The following is a 19,080-nucleotide window of genomic DNA, read 5'->3' as shown; positions in this document are numbered from 1 at the left end:
CGACGACGCTCACACCGCCGGCACGCCACTGTGCGGTCAAGGTCAACCTCTTCGCCGCGTACGCTGACGCCATGTCTGCCGAAGAGCCGCTGTTCCGGGTCGTCCGCGGGGTCCCCACCGCCGAGGAACTGGCCGCGCTGGTGGGCGCGATCGTCGTACGGTCCCGCCCGGCCCCCGCGACCCCTCCGGTCGCCGCGTCCGCCTGGGCGCGCTCCGGCCGGCCCGTCGCAGCGACGGTCGCCGGCCCCGGCGCCTGGCGGGCGTCCGGCCTGCCCCGCTGACCTTTTCCGCACGGATCACCGCAGCTCGGCGCCCCTGCACACCCGCAGGGTGGCCGGTGTGTGCCGGGGCGGGGCTGCCGACACCCCCGGGGACCTATTAACCTCACTCAGGGAAACGACGCAGTGACGGGCAGGGAGGGCCGATGATCCCCGAGGAGGACGGTCCAGCGTCCTGGCTCCGCGGCTACGGCGGCATCGAGGCCGACATCCGCCAGCTCCGCGAGTTCGCCGACAAGCTCCAGGCCGAAGTGGAACGCAACTACGACCCACACCTGTCGTACATCGCCGCGGACCTGACAGCACCGGTGCCCAACCCGGCCGACGCGTTCATCGAGCTGGTCGACTTCCTGCGCGCGCACCACGAGACCCAGCAGGCCACCGCCGACATGGTCTGGGGCGTCCGCGACGTCACCGGCCACCTGGCCGTCGCCGCCGGCACCGTCGCCACCCGCTACACCGGGTCCGACGCCTTCGCCGCCGCGCGCGTGACCGACATCGAGCGGGCCCTCGCCAACCCGGCCCCCACGGCGCCTCGCGGCGCGCCGCCGATGCTGCCCGATCCCACCGGGCCGGAACCCGCACCGGGTCAGGGACGGGGACAGGGTCCGGTGGTGCTGCCATGATCGAACGGGGCACCGGCGGCCGCACGTCCGCCCTCACCGACTGGCGGCTGATGGACGTCGCCAGCATGTGGGCCTGCCTCCAGGACCATGACACCACCAACCACTGGAAGCAGGTCGCCGGCTGGCGCAAGATCTGCGACCTCGCCCGGATGCACCTGAGCCGGCTCCAGGAATACCGCAAGGGGCTCGCCGAGGCATGGCCCCCGGAGACCAACGAGGCGGCCCGGGCCTACGTTCGCGAGCTGGACGAGCTCATCGACAAGGTGCAGCGCACGCACGACGCCGCCAGCGCCAACTACACCGCGCTCTCCGCCGCCACGCAGGCCATCAGCGCCACCCGCACGGAACTGAAGAAGATCTACGAGACGTACGCCGTCAAGGTCCAGGAGAAGCAGACGTACGACGCGACGCTCGCCGACCCGAAGGCGGCCATGGGCAGCCGGGTCCCCGATCGCCCCGTGACGGACGCGGACCTCGAACGCCTCAACGTCCAGGCGCGCGGCATCATGTACGGCCTCAGCGGCGAACTCCAACACGCCCGAGTAATGCTCCGCCAACCACCACCCAGGCCTAAGCCTCTGCCTGAGGCGGACCAGCACAACTCCGATATCTACGGAGGCGCCGTTTCGGCCGCTCCGGTAATTCCTCCCGTCGTTCCCGTGCCGTTGTCAAGTTCGACTACTTCGTCCGTTGCACGGCCGACCACTAACGCGCGACAAATCTCCGCACCAACCACCCGTAACGTCGGGCCTGTCCTCGGCGGGGTGAAACCTGGTGTAGCGCCTTCTCCAATCAATCCCGCAATGCCAGGTCCAACTCCACCCGGCCTCCCCGCTGGCTCCGGCAGTGGACCGATGCCTGCGATGCCGCCAGGCGTGCGGCCTGGGCACGGGATCTCTGGGTTGCCGATCGGTCAGCCTGGCCCTAGCAGCCGGCCGGTCAACGGAGCCATTCCGGGGCTCCCGCCTGCCACGCCACCGGCATCACCCCGGCCCATGCCACCAGGTGGTCTGATCGGCGGAACCCCCGGAATGGGATTTGGACCCTCTAGTGGCAGCGGCGCACAGCAACGTCGAGTTAACCCGATTGGTGGAGTAATCGGCGGCGGGGGCGCGGGCACCGCTCCGACCGGGGGCGCAGGCTCCCGTCCTGGGGTTGGCCGCAACCTCAGCGCGGTGCAGGGTATACCGCCAATCGGCGGAGCACCTGGCATGGGCACTGCCCGTTCAGGCGGGATGGCGGGTCGGTCGGGACGGTACGACGGCAGCGACAAGGAGTCGCGGCACTGGGATCCGGACCACCCATGGGAAGTGGACCGAGGCGTAAGCCCGGTAGTCCGCCCTCCGGACGAAGATGGCCCCATCGACCCAGGTCCGGCTATTGGCTTCAACCGTTGAGGACTCGGACCATCCAGGCCGCCTTGGCGCTGTTCACTCTTACGGCAGCACTCCTGCCGCCGACTGCCTCGCATGCTTGGTCTAACCGTGGCGCCGCAAGTCCGCAGGGAGTTGACCGGATCCGAGGGGACCAGTGGCACCTGAGCTTTCTCAGGGTCGCCGAAGCACACAAGATCACTCAAGGCGAAGATGTGACGGTTGCGGTGCCAGACACCGGCGTTCATCCGCATCCCGACCTTGCGCACAATCTGCGCCGAGGCACAGATATTGTTGCTGGAGGTAGTGGCGACGGCCGACAAGACCGAGATAGCCACGGAACCGGCATGGCAGGTCTAATCGCCGCCCACGGGCGAGCTGGCCAGCAAGGCGCCCTTGGCATCGCACCGAAGGCGAAGATCCTTCCCATACGCGTAAAGAATAACGGCCAAGGGGGAACCAGTCACCAATTGAAAGATGCGATCAACTACGCGATCACGCAAAATGCCAAAGTAATCAGCATTTCAGCAGCAGGAGCGGCAGATAGCCGATTACATACGGCAGTCGAGGCCGCAATTCGCGCGGACATAGTTATTGTCGCTGCAGCAGGCAACAAGCCCCTTAGCCGACACGTCGGATTCCCTGCCGCCTACCCTGGCGTAATTGCCGTAGGTGGGGTTGATCGGCTCGGCCAGCGAGCCTCAGTGTCAGTCACCGGACCAGAGATCGACGTGGTCGCCCCGGCAGTTGACATCTTCAGCACAAGCATCGACGGCAAGTATCGCAAGGGCACCGGCACCTCGGACTCCACAGCCATCGTCGCTGGGGCCGTCGCCTTGATCCGGTCCAAGTACCCGTACCTGCCCGCCGCCGAGGTGGCGCACAGGCTCACCGCCACAGCGATCGACAAGGGCCCGCCGGGACGGGACGACGAGTACGGCCACGGGGTCATCGATCTGGTGGCGGCGTTGACGGCTGACGTACCGCCGCTGGGTTTCGGATCGGCGACGGCGAGCGTGCCGGCCCGCACCCCCTCGACCACGACGGCGGTAGCGGAGCCAGCGGGCGACGGGAATGGTGCGGCGATGGCCCGTGGCCTGGTCACCCTCGGCGTGATCGTGGCGGCCGGCGGCGCGTGGACGTTCATCGCCCGTCGGCGTCGTCGTGGCGGCGACCCGCCGCCCCGCGTCAGTCGCTGAGCGACCCAAAAGACGGAGACGGGCGAGGAAGGGTCGACACGTCCTACCCGACACGTCGTCGTCCGGGTCAGCCGGTAACGTCGGCGACGTGCCGAAGTCCTTGCCGCTCCGCCTCGTGCTCGCCTCCGCCAGCCCTGCCCGCCGCAAGATTCTCCAGGCCGCCGGGATCGAGACGGATGTGCTGGTCAGCGGCGTCGACGAGTCCCTCGTGGTCACGGAGCGGGCCGAGGAGCTCTGCCTGGAACTGGCCCGGATGAAGGCGCAGGCGGTACTCACCCGGCTGCGGCCGGCCGACGACCAGCGGACGTTGGTGATCGGGTGCGACTCGGTGCTGGCCTTCGACGGGGAGATCTTCGGCAAGCCGACCGACGCGGCCGACGCCACCCGGCGCTGGGAGCGGATGCGCGGGCGCAGCGGCGTGCTGCACAGCGGGCACTGCCTGATCGACGTCGAGGCCGGGCGGCGGGCCGAGGCGGTCGCCTCCACCGTCGTGCACTTCGCCGACATCGGCGACGACGAGATCGCCACGTACGTGGGTACGGGCGAGCCGCTGGCCGTGGCGGGTGCCTTCACGATCGACGGCCTGGGCGGGCCCTTCGTGGAGCGGATCGAGGGTGATCCGAGCACGGTGATCGGGCTCAGCCTGCCGCTGCTGCGCCGCCTCCTCGCCGAGTTGGACCTGCGGCTCACAGATTTGTGGACGAAGGTCGCGCCCGGCAACCAGACGGTCGAGCCGCTCGGTTAGCGTCCGTTCTTGACTTCCTTCCCACGCCTAGAGGCGGGGGATTCCAGCGGTCGCCCGCTGGGTTTCCTGCTTCACCGACGGCCGCCCCGTCCGGACGTTCGTCCGTTGGGGTCTTACACCGCCTCCACAGGCAATCACGGAGAGCCCCTCCGCGAGAATGTTGCGGGCCGCGTTGACGTCGCGGTCGTGGGTCTGCCCGCATCGGCAGGTCCACGACCGCATGTTCAGCGGCATCCGCTGCGCGAGCGCACCGCACACCGAGCACAGTTTGGACGACGGGAACCAGCGGTCCACAACAACGAGGTTGCGGCCGTGCCAGTCGGCCTTGTATTCGAGCAGGGTGCGGAACTGCCGCCAAGCCGCGTCGCTGACGGCGCGAGCCAGGCTGTGGTTTGTGACCATGTTGCGCACGGTCAGGTCCTCGACGACGATCGTTTGGTTCTCACGAACAAGCCGAGTGGTCAACTTGTGCAGATGGTCCCGCCTGCGGTCGGTGATCCGGGCGTGCACGCGGGCGACCTTGATTCGGGCCTTGGCCCGGTTCGCGGAGCCCTTCTCCTTCTTGGACAGGTTCCGCTGCGCCTTGGCGAGTGCGGCTCGGTCGCGGCGTTCGTGCTTCGGGTTGACGACTTTCTCGCCGGTGGACAGCGTGAGCAGGCTGTCCAGGCCGGCATCGATCCCGACGGCCGGGCTCGGTGCCGGAGCCTGCTCGATCCGGTCGTCGCACAGCAGCGACACGAACCAGCGCCCGGCCGCGTCCTGCGACACGGTCACCGTGGACGGCTTCGCGCCCTCGGGAAGCGGCCGGGACCACACAATGTTCAGCGGTTCGGCCATCTTCGCCAAAGTGAGCTGGCCGTCGCGGTAGCGGAACCCGCTGGTGGTGTACTCCGCCGACCGGCGCGACTTCTTCTTGCTCTTGAAGCTCGGGTACCGGGCTCGTTTGGCGAAGAAGTTGGTGAACGCGACTTGCAGGTGCCGCAGCGTCTGCTGCAACGGCACGGACGACACCTCGTTGAGGAACGCCAGGTCGTCGGTCTTCTTCCACGCGGTCAACATCGCCGACGTCGCGTTGTAGTTCACCCGTTCTTGACGCAGGGCCCACGCCTCGGTGCGGGCCTGCAACGCCATGTTGTAGACCAGCCGGACACACCCGAACGTGCGGGCAAGCTCGCAAGCCTGCCCGGGGCTCGGGTAGAAGCGGAACCTGAACGCCCGCTTCACAGCCCTGGCCATGGCTCACAGCCTAGCAAGATAGCCAGTAAGCTTTACGGTGACATGCGGGTGGACACCCATCCTCCTTGGCCGCGGATCGGCCTTTCCTGTCCCGCTCTGCAAGAGTTCCGTTTCCTCCCCACGGCTAAAGCCAGGGGTTCCACGGAGGTTTTCGATGACCACCAAGTCGATCCCGCTCACGTCGGAACTGCATTCGTACCTGGTCGGGCACGGTGCGCCGCCGGACGAGATCATGCGGGACCTGGCCGAGGAGACCCGCGCGGCCCTGCCGAACGACGCGCAGATGCAGGTCGCACCGGAGCAGGCCGCCTTCCTGACCTTCCTCACCCGGCTACTCGGAGTGCGGCAGGCCGTCGAGGTGGGCACGTTCACCGGCCTCTCGTCGCTGGCGATCGCCCGTGGGCTGCCGGAGGGCGGGCGGCTGACCTGCTTCGACATCTCTGAGGAGTTCACCGGCATCGCCCGGCGGTACTGGGCCCGCGCCGGCGTGGACAACCGGATCGAGTTGCGGATCGGTCCGGCCGGCGACACGCTGCGCGAGCTGCCCCACGAGCGCCACCTGGACTTCGCGTTCATCGACGCCGACAAGACCGGCTACCCGGTCTACTGGGCGGAGCTGGTGCCCCGGATGCGTCCCGGCGGGGTGATCGCGGTCGACAACGTGCTGCGCGGTGGCCGGGTGATCGCCCCGCAGAACGCCGACGACCGGGCCATCGCGGCGTTCAACGACGAGGTGCTCGCCGACGTCCGCGTCGACGCGGTGATGCTCCCGATCGCCGACGGCCTCACCCTGGCCCGAGTGCACTGACCCTGACCGGCCTCTGCGCGATCTTGGTAGGAAACGGCCCCTGGAGGGGCCGTTTCCTACCAAGATCCAGCGGGACCCAAGGTCCACCCGGACGCAAGATCCACGGGGGACGCAAGAACCGTCGGAGGACGCAAGATCCACGGGGGACGCAAAGTCCGCCGGAGGAACCAAGGTCCGCCGGAGATCCAAGATGCGCGGGGGCGCTTGGCGTCAGACGGGGGTCGGGGATCGGAGGTCGGCGGGGGCCGGGCGCAGGGCGCGGCCCAGGCGGGCGGCGAGCAGCGCAGCCGCCGCGATGAAGGCCGGCAGCAGCAGGAAGGCCAGGTGCGGTCCGACGCCGTCGGCCACCCAGCCGAGCGCGACCGGCGCGATCCCGAAGCCCACCCCCATCGAGTACGACGCATAGCCGGCCGCCCGGTCCGCGGCCGGCCCGGCGACGGCGAGCGCGATCGAGATCGCCAGCGGGTAGTGCAGGGCGTTGCCGAGGCCGAGGACGACCAGGCCGGTGACGGCGAGCCAGCCGACCGGCGCGATCCAGAAGAGCGCGAACCCGGCCAGCGAGACGCCCAGCGCGGCCAGCAGCAGCGGCACGGGCCGGTACCGCAGGGCGAGCCGACCCCCGGCGAGCCGGCCCACGAACATGCCGCAGACGATCGCGGCGACGGCGGCCGAGGCGCCGCCGGCCGCCATCCCGGCGTGCGAGCGGAGCACGTCGGCCGTCCAGAGCGACAGGCAGACCTCGATCGAGCCGGTGACCGCCATCAGCACCCAGGCGATCCAGTACGCCACCGGCAGGCGCCGGCCGGATCCATGGGCGCCGGCCACCGAGGCGACCCCGCCGGAACCCGAAGAGCCGGAACCCGAAGAGCCGGAAGCGGAAGAGCCGGAAGCCGAAGAGTCGAGAGCCGGAGAGCCAGGAGCCGGAGAGCCAGGAGCCGAAGAGCCGGGAGCCGCGGCAGCGGGGGCGGGCTGCGGCAGGCGTACGCGGAAGGTCACGGCGGCGAGCGCGACCAGCGCGATCAGGCCGACCTCGACGGCCATCGCCGGTCGCCAGCCCCACCCGGCGTCGACGCTGGCGCCGATGACCAGCGGGGCGAGGATGCCGGCGCCGGCACAGGCGGCGTTGGCCTCGGTCAGCGCGGCGGGCGCGCCGGTGCCGTGCCGGTCGGTGAGTACCACGGACACACCGCTGATCACCAGCATGCCGAAGGTGGCGATCACGGCTACGGCGGTGATCGTGGCGGGCAGGGCGCGGACGACGCCCAGGGCGGCGACGCCGGCCGCCACGCCCGCCAGCCCGACCCAGATCGCCCGGCCCCGGCCGAGGCGGCGGGCCAGGGGTGCGAAGAGCGCCCCGCCGGCCAGCGCGCCGACGGCGATGCCGGTGCTGTGCAGGCTTGCAACGGCGGCCGAGGTGCCCTGTTCGTCGCGCAGCAGCGGCACGACCGGCCCGAAGCCGTAGAGGAAGAAGCCCCACAGCCCGAGCTGGGCGTAGGTCAGCCAGGTGAGCCGGTCACGGGTGAGGCAGGGCACCGGCCTCACGCTACAAGCGTCGGGCCGGTGCCCCGCCCCTGGTGAGAGGCAACTCTCCCCGGCGTCAGGAAGGGCCCCTTCCGCTACCGCAGGCGTCAGGAAGGTGCCCTTCCTTTCACCTCACCGGACGCTGCTGGCGAACTGCCGGGCGGCCCAGACGACGCCGGCGGCGGCGAGGAGCGCGATGATGCCGAGGCCCTGCCAGACCTTGTCGTCGCCGAGCTGGCCGGCGAAGAGGGCCCGGGTGCCGTCGACCGCCCAGGAGAACGGGTTCCACTCGGCGATGCCCTGGAGCCAGCCGGGGGCGAAGGTCAGCGGCAGCAGGATGCCGGAGAGCAGCAGCACCGGCTGGGCCACGGTGTTCATCAGGGGGGCCAGCGCGTCCTCGCTCTTGACCTTGAGCGCGATGCCGTAGGAGACGGCCGAGGTCATCAGCGCGATCAGGGCGAGCATCAGGTACGCCAGCAGCAGGTCGACGAGGGAGACGCGCAGGTCGAACAGGAGCGCGAGCAGGGTGATGATGACCGCCTGCACGATGAGCGACACCACGTCGCGCAGCGAGCGGCCGAGCAGCAGGGCGAGGCGGCTGACCGGGGTGACCCGGGAGCGTTCGATGACCCCGGCGCGCAGCTCGGCGATCAGGCCGAAGCCCTGGAAGAGGCCGCCGAAGATGGCCAGCAGCACCAGCAGGCCGGGTACGAAGATCTTGTAGGCCTCCGCCTGGGTGGGCGCGTTCAGCGCCGGCTTGAGCAGCGGGGCGAAGAGCAGCAGGTACATCACCGGCTGGAAGACGCCGACGAAGACCCAGACGGGGTTGCGCAGCAGTAGCTGAAGCTGGCGCTGGAAGATCAGCCAGGTGTCACGGGCGAGTTTCATGGGATCTCTCCGGTCGGGATCAGGACTCGCGCAGCGAGCGGCCGGTCTTGGTGAGGAAGACGTCGTCGAGGCTGGGCCGGTGCAGCTCGATGGACCTGAGCCCGAGGCCGGCGGTGTCGACGCGGCGCAGGATCTGCGGGATGGCGGTGGCGCCCTCGTCGACGTAGAGGCGTAGCCCGCCCTCCTCGGCGGTCTCCAGCTTGTTGACGTACGGCTCGCCGTCGAGCAGCTGCGCGGCCTGCGGGGTGGCCGCCGCGTCGAGCCCGACCAGCACGACGTCGCCGGAGATCTCGCGCTTCAGCTCCGTCGGGGTGCCCTCCGCGACCACCTCGCCGTGATCCATGATCGCGATCCGGTCGCAGAGCGCGTCGGCCTCCTCCAGGTAGTGGGTGGTGATGAAGACGGTCATGCCGTCGCCCCGCAGCCGGCGGATCTCGTCCCACATGTGCGCCCGGCTCTGCGGGTCGAGGCCGGTCGTCGGCTCGTCGAGGAAGACGATGCTCGGCTCGTGGATGATGCCGAGGGCGATCTCCACCCGCCGGCGCTGACCGCCGGAGTAGGTCTTGCACTTGCGGTCGGCGTACTCGGTGAGCTGGAAGGCGTCGAGGGCGCGGGCGGCCCGCCGGTGCGCGTCGGCCTTGCCGATGCCGTACATCCGGGCGTGCAGGACGAGTTCCTCCCGGGCGGTGGACTCGTCCCAGGTGCTGCCGCCCTGGGCGACGTAGCCGATGCGGCGGCGCACCTCGGCCGGGTCCTTGCGCAGGTCGACCCCGGCGACGGTCGCCTCGCCGCCGTCCGGCTCGATGAGCGTGGCCAGCATCCGCAGGGTGGTGGTCTTGCCGGCGCCGTTGGGGCCGAGGAAGCCGAAGATCTCCCCCTCGGTGACCTTCAGGTCGACGCCCCGCACCGCGTCGACGGTCTTCTTCTGGCGACCCTCTCGGGAGCGGAACGACTTCCGCAACCCTCTGGTCTCGATCATCTCTGCTCCTGGTCGTCCGGGCCGGTGCCACCGGCCACCTGTCTGTCCCTCGGAGACGACGCCGGACGGCATGCTTCCCCCGTGGCGCCCCGGGCAGGCTAACGCGATATAGCTCTTTTAGTCAACGTTGATTATTCGCCCTCCGTCGGCCGGGGCGGCAGCTGCTCCTCCCAGCCCTCCCAGCCCTGCGCCCGCTCCAGCCCCTCGGGCAGGTACGACACCCCCGACTCGATCCGTTCCGCGATCCGCTCGCACCAGGAGATCTCCGCCTCGGAGCGGGCGGTCCACAGCTCGAACATCCACCCCACGTGCACCGGCTTGGTCGAACGCATCCAGCCAGAACTCAACGACGTACGCATCCACTCGACACCGGCGCGCAGCAGGTTCGCCCGGTTGCGCAGGGCGGCCGCCGCCTCCTCGCGCGGCATCGCGGGCAGGAAGGAGAACGCCGCCGCGAACGGGTCCGGCGGCTCGTGCAGCTGCCACCACAGGCCGCGCAGCAGCGACTCGAACTCCTCCTCGCCCTTCGGCGTCACCTCGTACGTGGTGCGGGCCGGACGGGCGCCCACCTGCTCGGTGGCCACCTCGCGCAGAAGCCCTTCCTGGGTCAGCTTGCGCAGGGCGTGGTAGATCGACCCAGGCTGCACGTTCGCCCACCTGTCGGCGCTCCAACTGAGCAGCTCACGGCGCACGTCGTAGCCGTGCACCGGCTGCATCCAGCGCACCAGCCCGAGGATCATCATTCGCGTGGCAGACACCGGATGAGCGTAATAAGCAAATTTGACTAGGGCGCGGTGAACAGTGCGGCATCCCACACTGAGCGATCGTTAGGGTCGCCACGGTGGCCGATACACTCCCGGTCAGTGACCCTCCGGGAGGAGCCAGCAAGGTGCGCAAGGTACTCATCGCCAACCGCGGCGAGATCGCCGTCCGCGTCATCCGTGCCTGTCGCGACGCCGGCCTCGGCAGCGTCGCCGTCTACGCGGACTCCGACCGGGACGCTCTGCACGCCACGCTTGCCGACGAGGCGTACGCGCTCAGCGGGGACACCGCCACCGACACGTACCTGCGGATCGACAAGCTGTTGGAGGTCGCCGCGAAGGCCGACGCCGACGCGGTCCACCCCGGCTACGGCTTCCTCTCCGAGAACGCCGACTTCGCCCAGGCCGTCATCGACGCCGGGCTGACCTGGATCGGCCCCACCCCGCAGGCGATCCGGGACCTCGGCGACAAGGTCACCGCCCGGCACATCGCCCAGCGCGCCGGCGCTCCCCTGGTGCCCGGCACCCCCGACCCGGTCGGCGGCCCCGACGAGGTGTTGGCGTTCGCCGTCGACCACGGCCTGCCGGTCGCCATCAAGGCCGCCTTCGGCGGCGGCGGGCGCGGGCTCAAGGTGGCCCGCACGATGGAGGAGATCCCGCACCTGTTCGAGTCGGCCACCCGCGAGGCGGTCGCCGCGTTCGGCCGGGGCGAGTGCTTCGTCGAGCGCTACCTGGACAAGCCCCGCCACGTCGAGGCGCAGGTGCTGGCCGACCGGCACGGCAACGTGATCGTGGTCGGCACCCGGGACTGCTCGCTCCAGCGCCGGCACCAGAAGCTGGTCGAGGAGGCTCCCGCGCCGTTCCTCACCGACGCGCAGCGCGCCCAGATCCACGACAGCGCCAAGGCCATCTGCCGCGAGGCGGGCTACCACGGCGCCGGCACGGTGGAATACCTGGTCGGCGCCGACGGCACCATCTCCTTCCTGGAGGTCAACACCCGCCTCCAGGTCGAGCACCCGGTCACCGAGGAGACCGCCGGCATCGACCTGGTCCGCGAGCAGTTCCGGATCGCCGACGGCGAGAAGCTGCGGTTCACCGAGGACCCGACGCCGCGCGGGCACTCGATCGAGTTCCGGATCAACGGCGAGGACCCGGGCCGCAACTTCCTGCCCGCCCCCGGCACGGTCACCGCGCTGCGGCTGCCCACCGGCCCCGGCGTCCGGGTCGACACCGGCATCTCCGCCGGCGACGTGATCGGCGGCAACTTCGACTCGCTGCTGGCCAAGGTGATCATCACCGGCGAGACGCGTACCGAGGCGCTGGAGCGCGCCCGCCGTGCCCTGGACGAGATGGTCGTCGAGGGCATAGCCACCGCGCTGCCGTTCCACCGGCTGGTCGTCCGGGACGAGGCGTTCACCGCCGAGCCCTTCACCGTGCACACCCGGTGGATCGAGACCGAGTTCGACAACACCGTCGCGCCGTTCACCGCCGCCGCCGGGCCCGCCGACGCGCCGGCCGAGCGCGAGACCGTCGTGGTCGAGGTCGGGGGCAAGCGGCTGGAGGTCAGCCTCCCCGCCGGCTTCGGCGGGGGTACGGCCACCGCCGCGCCCGCCGCGCGCAAGCCGGCCCGCCGGGGCGGCGGGACCAAGGCCGGCGTCGCGGTCAGCGGCGACGCGCTCACCTCCCCGATGCAGGGCACCATCGTCAAGATCGCGGTCGCCGACGGCGACACCGTGGCCGAGGGTGACCTGGTCGTGGTGCTGGAGGCGATGAAGATGGAGCAGCCGCTGCACGCCCACAAGGCGGGCACGGTCAGCGGCCTCGCGGCCGAGGTCGGCGCCGTCATCACCGCCGGCGCGGCGATCTGCACCATCGCCTGAGGGTGTAAGGAAGGGCACCTTCCTGACGTTTCGGTACAGGTGCCCTTCCTAACGGCGCAGCACGGCACGGCACGGCACGGCACGGCGCAACACGGCGCGGCGCAGCACGGCACGGCCGGCCGGGGTGCGCCGCGGCGTGGCACCAGCCCGCCGGACAGGGCGCGGCAAGCAGCCCGGGCGGTCAGCGCAGTTCGGCGCCCGCCACGGTTCGGACGGCGGCCGTCAGCGCGTCCAGGGTGGCGGAGTCCACCCGCCAGTGCTGCCAGTACAACGGGCGGTCCAGGTGACGCCCGGCGCCGAGGTCGACGCAGCGTCCGGCGGCGACGTCGGCGCGGGCGATCCGCTCCGGGACCATCCCCCAGCCGAGCCCGAGCCGCACCGCCTCATTGAAGCCGTCGAAGGACGGGACGTAGTGGACCGGCGGGTCGAGCCGACGCCGGGTGACGGTGCGGGCGAACCGCTGCTGGAGCTGGTCCTTGCGGTCGAACGCCATCATCGGCGCCGACGCCAGGGCGGCCTCGGTGAGACCGTCGGGGAAGTGGCGCGTGGCGAACCCGGTCTCGGCGAGGGCGACGTACCGCATGGCGCCCAGCCGCTCCACCCGGCAGCCCTGCACGGCCTCGCGCTGCGCGGTCACGGCCGCCATCGCCGTGCCGTCGCGGATCAGCTCCGCCGTGTGGTCCTCGTCGTCCCGGCGGACGTCGAACAGCAGCGCCAGCTCGGTGGGCAGTCGCGCCAGCGCGCCGACGAACCAGGTGCCCAGCGAGTCCCCGTTCGCCACGACCGTCACCCGGGTGGGCGCGGGCCCGCCGAGGGCGGGCCGGGCGGCGTCCAGCGCCTCCCGTTCCAGCAGGGCCACCTGCCCGGCGAGCCGCAGCAGCGGCCGGCCCGCGTCGGTGGCCCGGCACGGCTTCGTCCGCTGGACGAGCACCTGACCGACGGACTGCTCCAGCGCCTTGAGGCGCTGGCTGACGGCCGAGGGGGTGACGTGCAGGGACCGCGCCGCCGCCTCGAAGCTGCCCTCGCGGACCACCGCGGCGAAGGTCCGGAGCTGCGTGGTGTCCAGCATGATGAAGCAGAGCTTATCCGCCATGAGAATCTTTAGCTGGGCTGCATGACGCGGGGCTCGTAGCCTCGGCTCGTGCCCGACATCCTCAGCAGCTCCGTGGCCGGCTCCGCCGCCGCCGGCTTCTCCCTCGCCATCGCGCTGATCGCCGCCATCGGCGCGCAGAACGCCTTCGTCCTGCGGCAGGGCCTGCGCCGCGAGCACGTCCTGCCGGTCGTCGCCGTCTGCGCCGCGTCCGACGCGCTGCTCATCGCGCTCGGCATCGCCGGCATGGGCGGCGCGACGGCGGAGCACCCCACCGCCCTCACCGCCGTCCGGTGGCTCGGCGCCGCGTTCCTGCTCGGGTACGCCGCGCTGGCCGCCCGCCGCGCGCTGCGTCCCGGCGCGCTCTCCCCCGCCGACCGGCCGCCGGCCACGCTCGGGGCGACGCTGCTGGCCTGCCTCGCGTTCACCTACCTCAACCCGCACGTGTACCTCGACACCGTCCTCCTGCTCGGCGGGGTGGCCCGCCAGCACCCGCACCACTGGGTCTTCGGCGCGGGCGCCGTGCTGGCCAGCGCGGTCTGGTTCACGGTCCTCGGCGCCGCCGCCCACCGGCTCGCGCCAGTGCTGGCCCGCCCCGTGGCCTGGCGGGTGATCGACGGGACGGTGGCCGTCGTGATGGTGGCGGTCGCGGCCACCCTGCTGTTCGACTGAGCGCGCCGGTGGCGGCGTTGGTGTTCCGGGCGTGGTCGGGGTGTTTTCGGCTACCACCCGGGGCGCGGGCGCCGGCGGGCGTGAATGATGGCGACGTGCGGTTCCTTCACGGCGCGGTCCCCGCGCACGACCTGACCTACAACGACGTCTTCATGGCGCCCGTCCGTTCCGAGGTGGGTTCGCGGCTCGACGTCGACCTGGCCACCCCCGACGGCACGGGCACCACCATCCCGCTGGTCGTGTCGAACATGACGGCGGTGTCCGGCCGCCGGATGGCCGAGACGGTCGCCCGGCGCGGCGCGATCGCGGTCATCCCGCAGGACATCCCCATCGAGGTGGTGGCGAACGTCGTCGCCTGGGTCAAGCAGCGGCACCTGGTGCACGACACGGCGATCACGCTGGGCCCGACCGACACCGTCGGCGACGCGATCCACCTGCTGCCGAAGCGGTCGCACGGCGCCGTGGTGGTCATCGACGAGGAGAGCCGGCCGGTGGGCGTGGTGACCGAGGCGGACACGGTCAGCGTGGACCGCTTCGCCCAGCTCCGGCACGTGATGTCCACGGAGCTGCACACCGTGCCGGCGGACGCGGACCCGCGTACCGGCTTCGAGCGGCTCTCGGCGGGGCGACGCCGGTTGGCCCCGGTGGTCGACGCCGAGGGGCGCCTGGTCGGGGTGCTGACCCGGCAGGGTGCGCTGCGGGCCACCCTCTACCGGCCGGCGGTGGACGACCGGGGCCGGTTGCGGATCGCCGCCGCCGTGGGCATCAACGGCGACGTGACCGGCAAGGCGGCGGCGCTGCTGGAGGCCGGGGTGGACACGCTGGTGGTGGACACCGCGCACGGGCACCAGGAACGCATGATCACCGCCCTGCGGGCGGTCCGCGCGCTGGACCCGGCGGTCCCGGTCGCGGCGGGCAACGTGGTGACCGCCGAGGGCGTACGCGACCTCGTGCGGGCGGGGGCCGACATCGTCAAGGTCGGCGTCGGTCCGGGCGCGATGTGCACCACCCGGATGATGACCGGGGTGGGCCGGCCGCAGTTCTCCGCCGTGCTCGACTGCGCCGCGGCGGCCCGGCAGCTCGGCCGGCACGTCTGGGCCGACGGCGGCGTGCGACACCCGCGCGACGTGGCGCTGGCGCTGGCCGCCGGAGCCTCGAACGTGATGATCGGCTCCTGGTTCGCCGGCACCTACGAGTCGCCCGGCGACCTCTACACCGACGCCGACGGCCGGCGTTACAAGGAGAGCTTCGGCATGGCCTCGGCGCGGGCGGTCAGCGCGCGGACTGCCGACGACAGCGCGTACGACCGGGCCCGCAAGGCGGTCTTCGAGGAGGGCATCTCCTCGGCGCGGATGTACCTGGACCCGGCCCGTCCGGGCGTGGAGGACCTGATCGACGAGATCATCGCGGGGGTACGGAGCGCCTTCACCTACGCGGGTGCGCGCGACCTCGCGGAGTTCCACGAGCGGGCCCTGGTCGGCGTGCAGAGCACGGCCGGCTACACCGAGGGGATGCCGCTGCCCACCAGCTGGTGACACCGCCGCCACCGGCGGGCCGCGCCGCAGCCGGCTGGCGGTGCCTGTCGGTGAGCGGTGCCCGTCGAGAGCGGTGCCCGTCGAGAGCGGTGCCTGTCGGGCTGAATCGGCTACGACATCAGCTCGACAGGACCGGCACGAGCACTGCCACCTGGCCGTCCCGCGCCCGTCAGGGCTGCGGGAAGAGGCGGTGGATCACCTCGCGGGCCGCCTTCCGGGGGTCGTCGCCGACGCGCGGCGGCAGCGCGCCCGAGATCCAGAGCGTGGCGAAGCCGTGCACGATGGACCAGGCCGCGAGCGCGTCGCCCTGCGGATCCTCCGCCGTCAGGCGTCGCTCGGACAGCCCCGCGACGCCCGAGTGCAGCGCGGCCCCGGCGCGCTGGCGGGCCGCCACCAACTCCGTCGCGTCGGCCCGGTAGAGGTCCGGACGGAACATCACCTCGAAGTGCGCGCGGTGGCGGACCGCGAAGTCGACGTACGCGACGCCCCGGTCGAGCAGTTCGCCGCCGGCGCCGTGCAGCGCCTCGGCCAGCAGGTGGAAGCCCTCGGTGGCGAGGGCGGTCAGCAGCCCGGCCTTGTCGCCGAAGTGGTGGGCCGGGGCGGCGTGCGAGACGCCCGCCCGGCGGGCCAGGTCGCGCAGGCTCAGCGCCGCCGGGCCCGACTCCTCGATCACCTGCACCGCCGCCGCGAGCAGGGCGCGACGCAGGTCGCCGTGGTGGTAGCCGCGCGTTCCGGTCATGCCGCCATCATATCTTGCCATTGACAAGATGACACCTCCGAAGGCAATCTTGTCGGCGACAAGTTGCTACCGAGGAGGTACCGATGGCTCCGTTGATCGCACTCGTGGCCGGCACCGCGCTCGCCCGGCTGGCCGGGCTGGCCGGCGTGGCCACCCTCGACGGCTGGCATCCGGCGCTGCGGGTGGGCCTGGCGCTGATGTTCGTGGTGACCGGTGTCGCGCACTTCGCCCCCGCCTACCGGGCCGACATGATCGCGATGGTGCCGCCGCGCCTGCCCCGGCCCGACCTGCTGGTCACCGTCACCGGCGTGCTGGAGCTGGTGGGCGCGGTCGGGCTGCTGGTGCCGGCGACCGCCCGCTGGACCGCGGCCGGGCTGGCCCTGCTGATGCTGGCCATGTTCCCGGCGAACGTCTCGGCGGTGCGGCGCGGCCTGACCCTGGCCGGCCGCCCGGCTACCCCCCTCGGCCCGCGTACGGCGGAGCAGATCCTCTTCGTCGGAGTGGCCGTCGCTATTTCGTTTGGGGCCTGACGTTCAGGGCGCTAATCTGCCGTCCATGGAACTGTTGACGCTGCGGGACGTGCCGATAGCGCGACTGCTCGTGGTCGCCGGGCACGTCACCGGACAGCGGTGGAATCGTTACCTGGCCGAGGCGCACGGCCTCACCCAGGCCGGGATGGTCGCTCTGATGACTCTCGCCGAGCACGGCGAACTGGCGCACCGCGCGGTCGCCGAGCACTGTTTCGTCCGGCCGGCCACCCTGACCGGCATCGTCGACACCCTCGAACGTGACGGCCTCGTCGAGCGGCAGCGCGACGAGGCCGACCGGCGCAGCGTCAAGATCGCGATCACCCCGGCCGGCCGCGCCCGGATCGACGCGCTGACCGCCATGATCCGCTCCGGGCAGCCGCTGACCTCGGTCGACGCCGACCCGGCGAAGGCGGCGGTGATCCGCGAGTTCCTCCTCGAGGTCATCGGCAACGGCGACCACGGCACCCCGGAAGGGAGCCCGGCATGCTGACCCGGCTGCTGCGTACGCACCTTCGCCCGTACCACCGGCCGCTGGCCGCCGTGGTGCTGCTCCAGTTCGTCGGCACCATGGCGTCGCTCTACCTGCCCAGCCTCAACGCCGACATCATCGACCTGGGCGTGGCCCGGGGCGACACCGGCTACATCATGCGCACCGGCGGCTGGATGCTCGCGGTCAGCCTCATCCAGATCGTCTGCTCGGTCGCGGCCGTCTACCTCGGCGCGCGCACGGCGATGGCCTTCGGCCGGGACGTCCGGTCGTCGATCTTCGGGCACGTCAACCGCTTCTCCGCCCGCGAGGTCGCCCGGTTCGGCGCGCCCTCGCTGATCACCCGCAACACCAACGACGTGCAGCAGGTGCAGATGCTCGTGCTGATGAGCTGCACGATGCTCGTCGCCGTGCCCATCATGAGCGTCGGCGGCGTGGTGATGGCGCTGCGCGAGGACGTCGGGCTCTCCTGGCTGATGCTCGTCAGCGTGCCCGTGCTGGCCGTCGCCCTGTGGCTGATCATCCGGCGGATGGTGCCGGGCTTCCGGCTCATGCAGACCCGCATCGACACGGTCAACCGGGTGCTGCGCGAGCAGATCACCGGCATCCGGGTGGTGCGGGCGTTCGTCCGGGAGCCGTACGAGACGGACCGCTTCGCCACGGCGAACGCCGACCTCACCGCGACCGCCCTGCGGATCGGCCGCCTGATGGCGTTGATCTTCCCGGTGGTGATGCTGGTGCTCAACGTCTCCAGCGTCGCGGTGCTCTGGTTCGGCGCCGAGCGGGTGGACGCCGGGGCGATCCAGGTCGGCGCCCTCACCGCCTTCCTCCAGTACCTGATGCAGATCCTGATGGCCGTCATGATGGCCACCTTCATGCTGATGATGGTGCCGCGGGCGGCGGTCTGCGCCGAACGGATCGTCGAGGTGCTCGACACCGACTCCTCCGTGGTGCCCGCCGCCCGCCCCGTGACCGAGGTGACGAGCCACGGCGAGCTGGAACTGCGCGACGTCGCGTTCCAGTACCCGGGGGCGGCCGAGCCGGTGCTGCGCGACGTGTCGTTCCGGGTGACACCGGGGACGACCACGGCGGTCATCGGCAGCACCGGCGCGGGCAAGACCACCCTGCTGTCGCTCGTACCCCGGCTGGTCGACACGACCGCCGGCGCGGTGCTGGTCGACGGCGTCGACGTGCGGAAGCTGGCGCCGGACGAGCTGTGGCGCCGCATCGGGCTGGTGCCGCAGCGGCCGTACCTGTTCACCGGGACCGTGGCGAGCAACCTGCGCTACGGCAACCCGGACGCGACCGACGCGGAACTCTGGGGGGCGCTGGAGATCGCCCAGGCGCGGGACTTCGTCGAGGCGATGCCCGAGGGGCTGGCGGCGCCGATCGCGCAGGGCGGCACGAACGTCTCGGGCGGGCAACGGCAGCGGCTGGCCATCGCGCGCGCCCTGGTCCGGCGGCCGGAGATCTACCTCTTCGACGACTCGTTCTCCGCGCTCGACCTCGGCACGGACGCGCGGCTGCGGGCGGCGCTGCGCCCCGTCACCGCGGACGCCGCCGTGGTGATCGTGGCGCAGCGGGTCAGCACCATCGTCGGCGCCGACCAGATCGTCGTGCTCGAGAACGGGGGCGTGGTCGGGATCGGCCGGCACGACGAGCTACTACTCACCTGCCCGACGTACGCCGAGATCGTGGCGTCGCAGAACACCACGGAGGTGGTCGCGTGAGCG

Annotated in this window: 19 protein-coding genes; 12 read left to right on the top strand and 7 right to left on the bottom strand. The window is 71.6% G+C overall.

Annotated elements, in window-relative coordinates; all coding sequences use genetic code 11:
• The first annotated feature begins 71 nt into the window (after positions 1–71).
• From ABZ573_RS04120 to ABZ573_RS04100, 5 genes are all read left to right on the top strand, one after another.
• Complete coding sequence (locus ABZ573_RS04120; RefSeq protein WP_151454421.1) at positions 72–281, top strand: acyl-CoA carboxylase subunit epsilon; 210 nt, start codon at positions 72–74, stop codon at positions 279–281.
• Positions 282–424: 143 nt separating this feature from the next.
• Positions 425–904 carry a hypothetical protein gene (locus ABZ573_RS04115; protein WP_151454422.1) on the top strand — a complete coding sequence of 160 codons (480 nt, stop codon included), beginning with the start codon at positions 425–427 and terminating at the stop codon, positions 902–904.
• The gene (locus tag ABZ573_RS04110) at positions 901–2,301 is read left to right on the top strand and encodes a hypothetical protein (protein ID WP_151454423.1); all 1,401 of its coding nucleotides are present in this window, start codon (positions 901–903) and stop codon (positions 2,299–2,301) included. The genes ABZ573_RS04115 and ABZ573_RS04110 overlap by 4 nt, the downstream gene beginning before the upstream one ends.
• Before the next feature lie 191 nt (positions 2,302–2,492).
• Positions 2,493–3,476: a S8 family serine peptidase gene (locus tag ABZ573_RS04105; protein ID WP_327030475.1), complete on the top strand. Its 984-nt coding sequence runs from the start codon at positions 2,493–2,495 to the stop codon at positions 3,474–3,476.
• Positions 3,477–3,564: 88 nt separating this feature from the next.
• The gene (locus ABZ573_RS04100) at positions 3,565–4,221 is read left to right on the top strand and encodes a nucleoside triphosphate pyrophosphatase (protein WP_151454425.1); all 657 of its coding nucleotides are present in this window, start codon (positions 3,565–3,567) and stop codon (positions 4,219–4,221) included.
• Between the two features lie 27 nt (positions 4,222–4,248).
• Here ABZ573_RS04100 and ABZ573_RS04095 read toward each other — a convergent pair whose 3' ends face one another.
• Positions 4,249–5,457: an RNA-guided endonuclease TnpB family protein gene (locus ABZ573_RS04095; protein WP_358115436.1), complete on the bottom strand. Its 1,209-nt coding sequence runs from the start codon at positions 5,455–5,457 to the stop codon at positions 4,249–4,251.
• A 154-nt stretch (positions 5,458–5,611) separates the two neighbouring features.
• Between ABZ573_RS04095 and ABZ573_RS04090 the strand changes: the two genes are divergently transcribed.
• A complete protein-coding gene (locus tag ABZ573_RS04090; protein WP_151454426.1) occupies positions 5,612–6,265 on the top strand; it encodes an O-methyltransferase in 654 nt (217 codons plus the stop codon).
• Positions 6,266–6,475: 210 nt separating this feature from the next.
• Here the strand turns inward: ABZ573_RS04090 and ABZ573_RS04085 are convergent, their stop codons facing one another.
• The 4 genes from ABZ573_RS04085 to ABZ573_RS04070 form a co-directional block, all read right to left on the bottom strand.
• A complete protein-coding gene (locus tag ABZ573_RS04085) occupies positions 6,476–7,798 on the bottom strand; it encodes an MFS transporter (RefSeq protein WP_358115433.1) in 1,323 nt (440 codons plus the stop codon).
• Between the two features lie 120 nt (positions 7,799–7,918).
• Positions 7,919–8,674, bottom strand: coding sequence for an ABC transporter permease (locus ABZ573_RS04080; protein ID WP_151454428.1), 756 nt, complete (start codon positions 8,672–8,674; stop codon positions 7,919–7,921).
• A gap of 19 nt (positions 8,675–8,693) precedes the next feature.
• Positions 8,694–9,653 carry an ATP-binding cassette domain-containing protein gene (locus tag ABZ573_RS04075; protein ID WP_151454429.1) on the bottom strand — a complete coding sequence of 320 codons (960 nt, stop codon included), beginning with the start codon at positions 9,651–9,653 and terminating at the stop codon, positions 8,694–8,696.
• A gap of 131 nt (positions 9,654–9,784) precedes the next feature.
• Positions 9,785–10,396, bottom strand: a complete 612-nt coding sequence (locus tag ABZ573_RS04070) for a PadR family transcriptional regulator (RefSeq protein ID WP_132233960.1) — start codon at positions 10,394–10,396, stop codon at positions 9,785–9,787.
• A gap of 146 nt (positions 10,397–10,542) precedes the next feature.
• Between ABZ573_RS04070 and ABZ573_RS04065 the strand changes: the two genes are divergently transcribed.
• Positions 10,543–12,294 (top strand): biotin carboxylase N-terminal domain-containing protein, encoded by a 1,752-nt coding sequence (locus ABZ573_RS04065; RefSeq protein WP_358115429.1) that lies wholly within the window; start codon positions 10,543–10,545, stop codon positions 12,292–12,294.
• Between the two features lie 181 nt (positions 12,295–12,475).
• Here ABZ573_RS04065 and ABZ573_RS04060 read toward each other — a convergent pair whose 3' ends face one another.
• Positions 12,476–13,363, bottom strand: a complete 888-nt coding sequence (locus tag ABZ573_RS04060; RefSeq protein WP_151454438.1) for a LysR family transcriptional regulator ArgP — start codon at positions 13,361–13,363, stop codon at positions 12,476–12,478.
• A 96-nt stretch (positions 13,364–13,459) separates the two neighbouring features.
• Between ABZ573_RS04060 and ABZ573_RS04055 the strand changes: the two genes are divergently transcribed.
• Positions 13,460–14,056, top strand: coding sequence for a LysE family transporter (locus ABZ573_RS04055; RefSeq protein WP_327031146.1), 597 nt, complete (start codon positions 13,460–13,462; stop codon positions 14,054–14,056).
• A 95-nt stretch (positions 14,057–14,151) separates the two neighbouring features.
• The gene (locus ABZ573_RS04050; RefSeq protein WP_327030470.1) at positions 14,152–15,591 is read left to right on the top strand and encodes a GuaB1 family IMP dehydrogenase-related protein; all 1,440 of its coding nucleotides are present in this window, start codon (positions 14,152–14,154) and stop codon (positions 15,589–15,591) included.
• A gap of 169 nt (positions 15,592–15,760) precedes the next feature.
• On the opposite strand, the gene ABZ573_RS04045 is transcribed toward ABZ573_RS04050, so the two are convergent.
• Positions 15,761–16,330 (bottom strand): TetR/AcrR family transcriptional regulator, encoded by a 570-nt coding sequence (locus ABZ573_RS04045; RefSeq protein ID WP_151454432.1) that lies wholly within the window; start codon positions 16,328–16,330, stop codon positions 15,761–15,763.
• An 83-nt stretch (positions 16,331–16,413) separates the two neighbouring features.
• Between ABZ573_RS04045 and ABZ573_RS04040 the strand changes: the two genes are divergently transcribed.
• Genes ABZ573_RS04040 through ABZ573_RS04030 form a run of 3 tightly spaced genes read left to right on the top strand, consistent with a single transcriptional unit; the run spans position 16,414 to position 19,077 of the window.
• Positions 16,414–16,860, top strand: coding sequence for a DoxX family membrane protein (locus tag ABZ573_RS04040; RefSeq protein ID WP_358115426.1), 447 nt, complete (start codon positions 16,414–16,416; stop codon positions 16,858–16,860).
• A 25-nt stretch (positions 16,861–16,885) separates the two neighbouring features.
• Positions 16,886–17,350 carry a MarR family transcriptional regulator gene (locus tag ABZ573_RS04035; protein ID WP_151454434.1) on the top strand — a complete coding sequence of 155 codons (465 nt, stop codon included), beginning with the start codon at positions 16,886–16,888 and terminating at the stop codon, positions 17,348–17,350.
• Positions 17,344–19,077: an ABC transporter ATP-binding protein gene (locus ABZ573_RS04030; RefSeq protein ID WP_327030469.1), complete on the top strand. Its 1,734-nt coding sequence runs from the start codon at positions 17,344–17,346 to the stop codon at positions 19,075–19,077. Before ABZ573_RS04035 ends, ABZ573_RS04030 begins: the two co-directional genes overlap by 7 nt.
• The last annotated feature ends 3 nt before the right edge of the window (positions 19,078–19,080 follow it).

The sequence above is a fragment of the Micromonospora sp. NPDC007220 genome, assembly GCF_040634035.1.
GTDB classification, from domain to species: domain Bacteria; phylum Actinomycetota; class Actinomycetes; order Mycobacteriales; family Micromonosporaceae; genus Micromonospora; species Micromonospora reichwaldensis.
The sequence above is the reverse complement of the archived record's forward strand: the minus strand, read 5'-3'. Positions and strand labels throughout refer to the sequence as shown.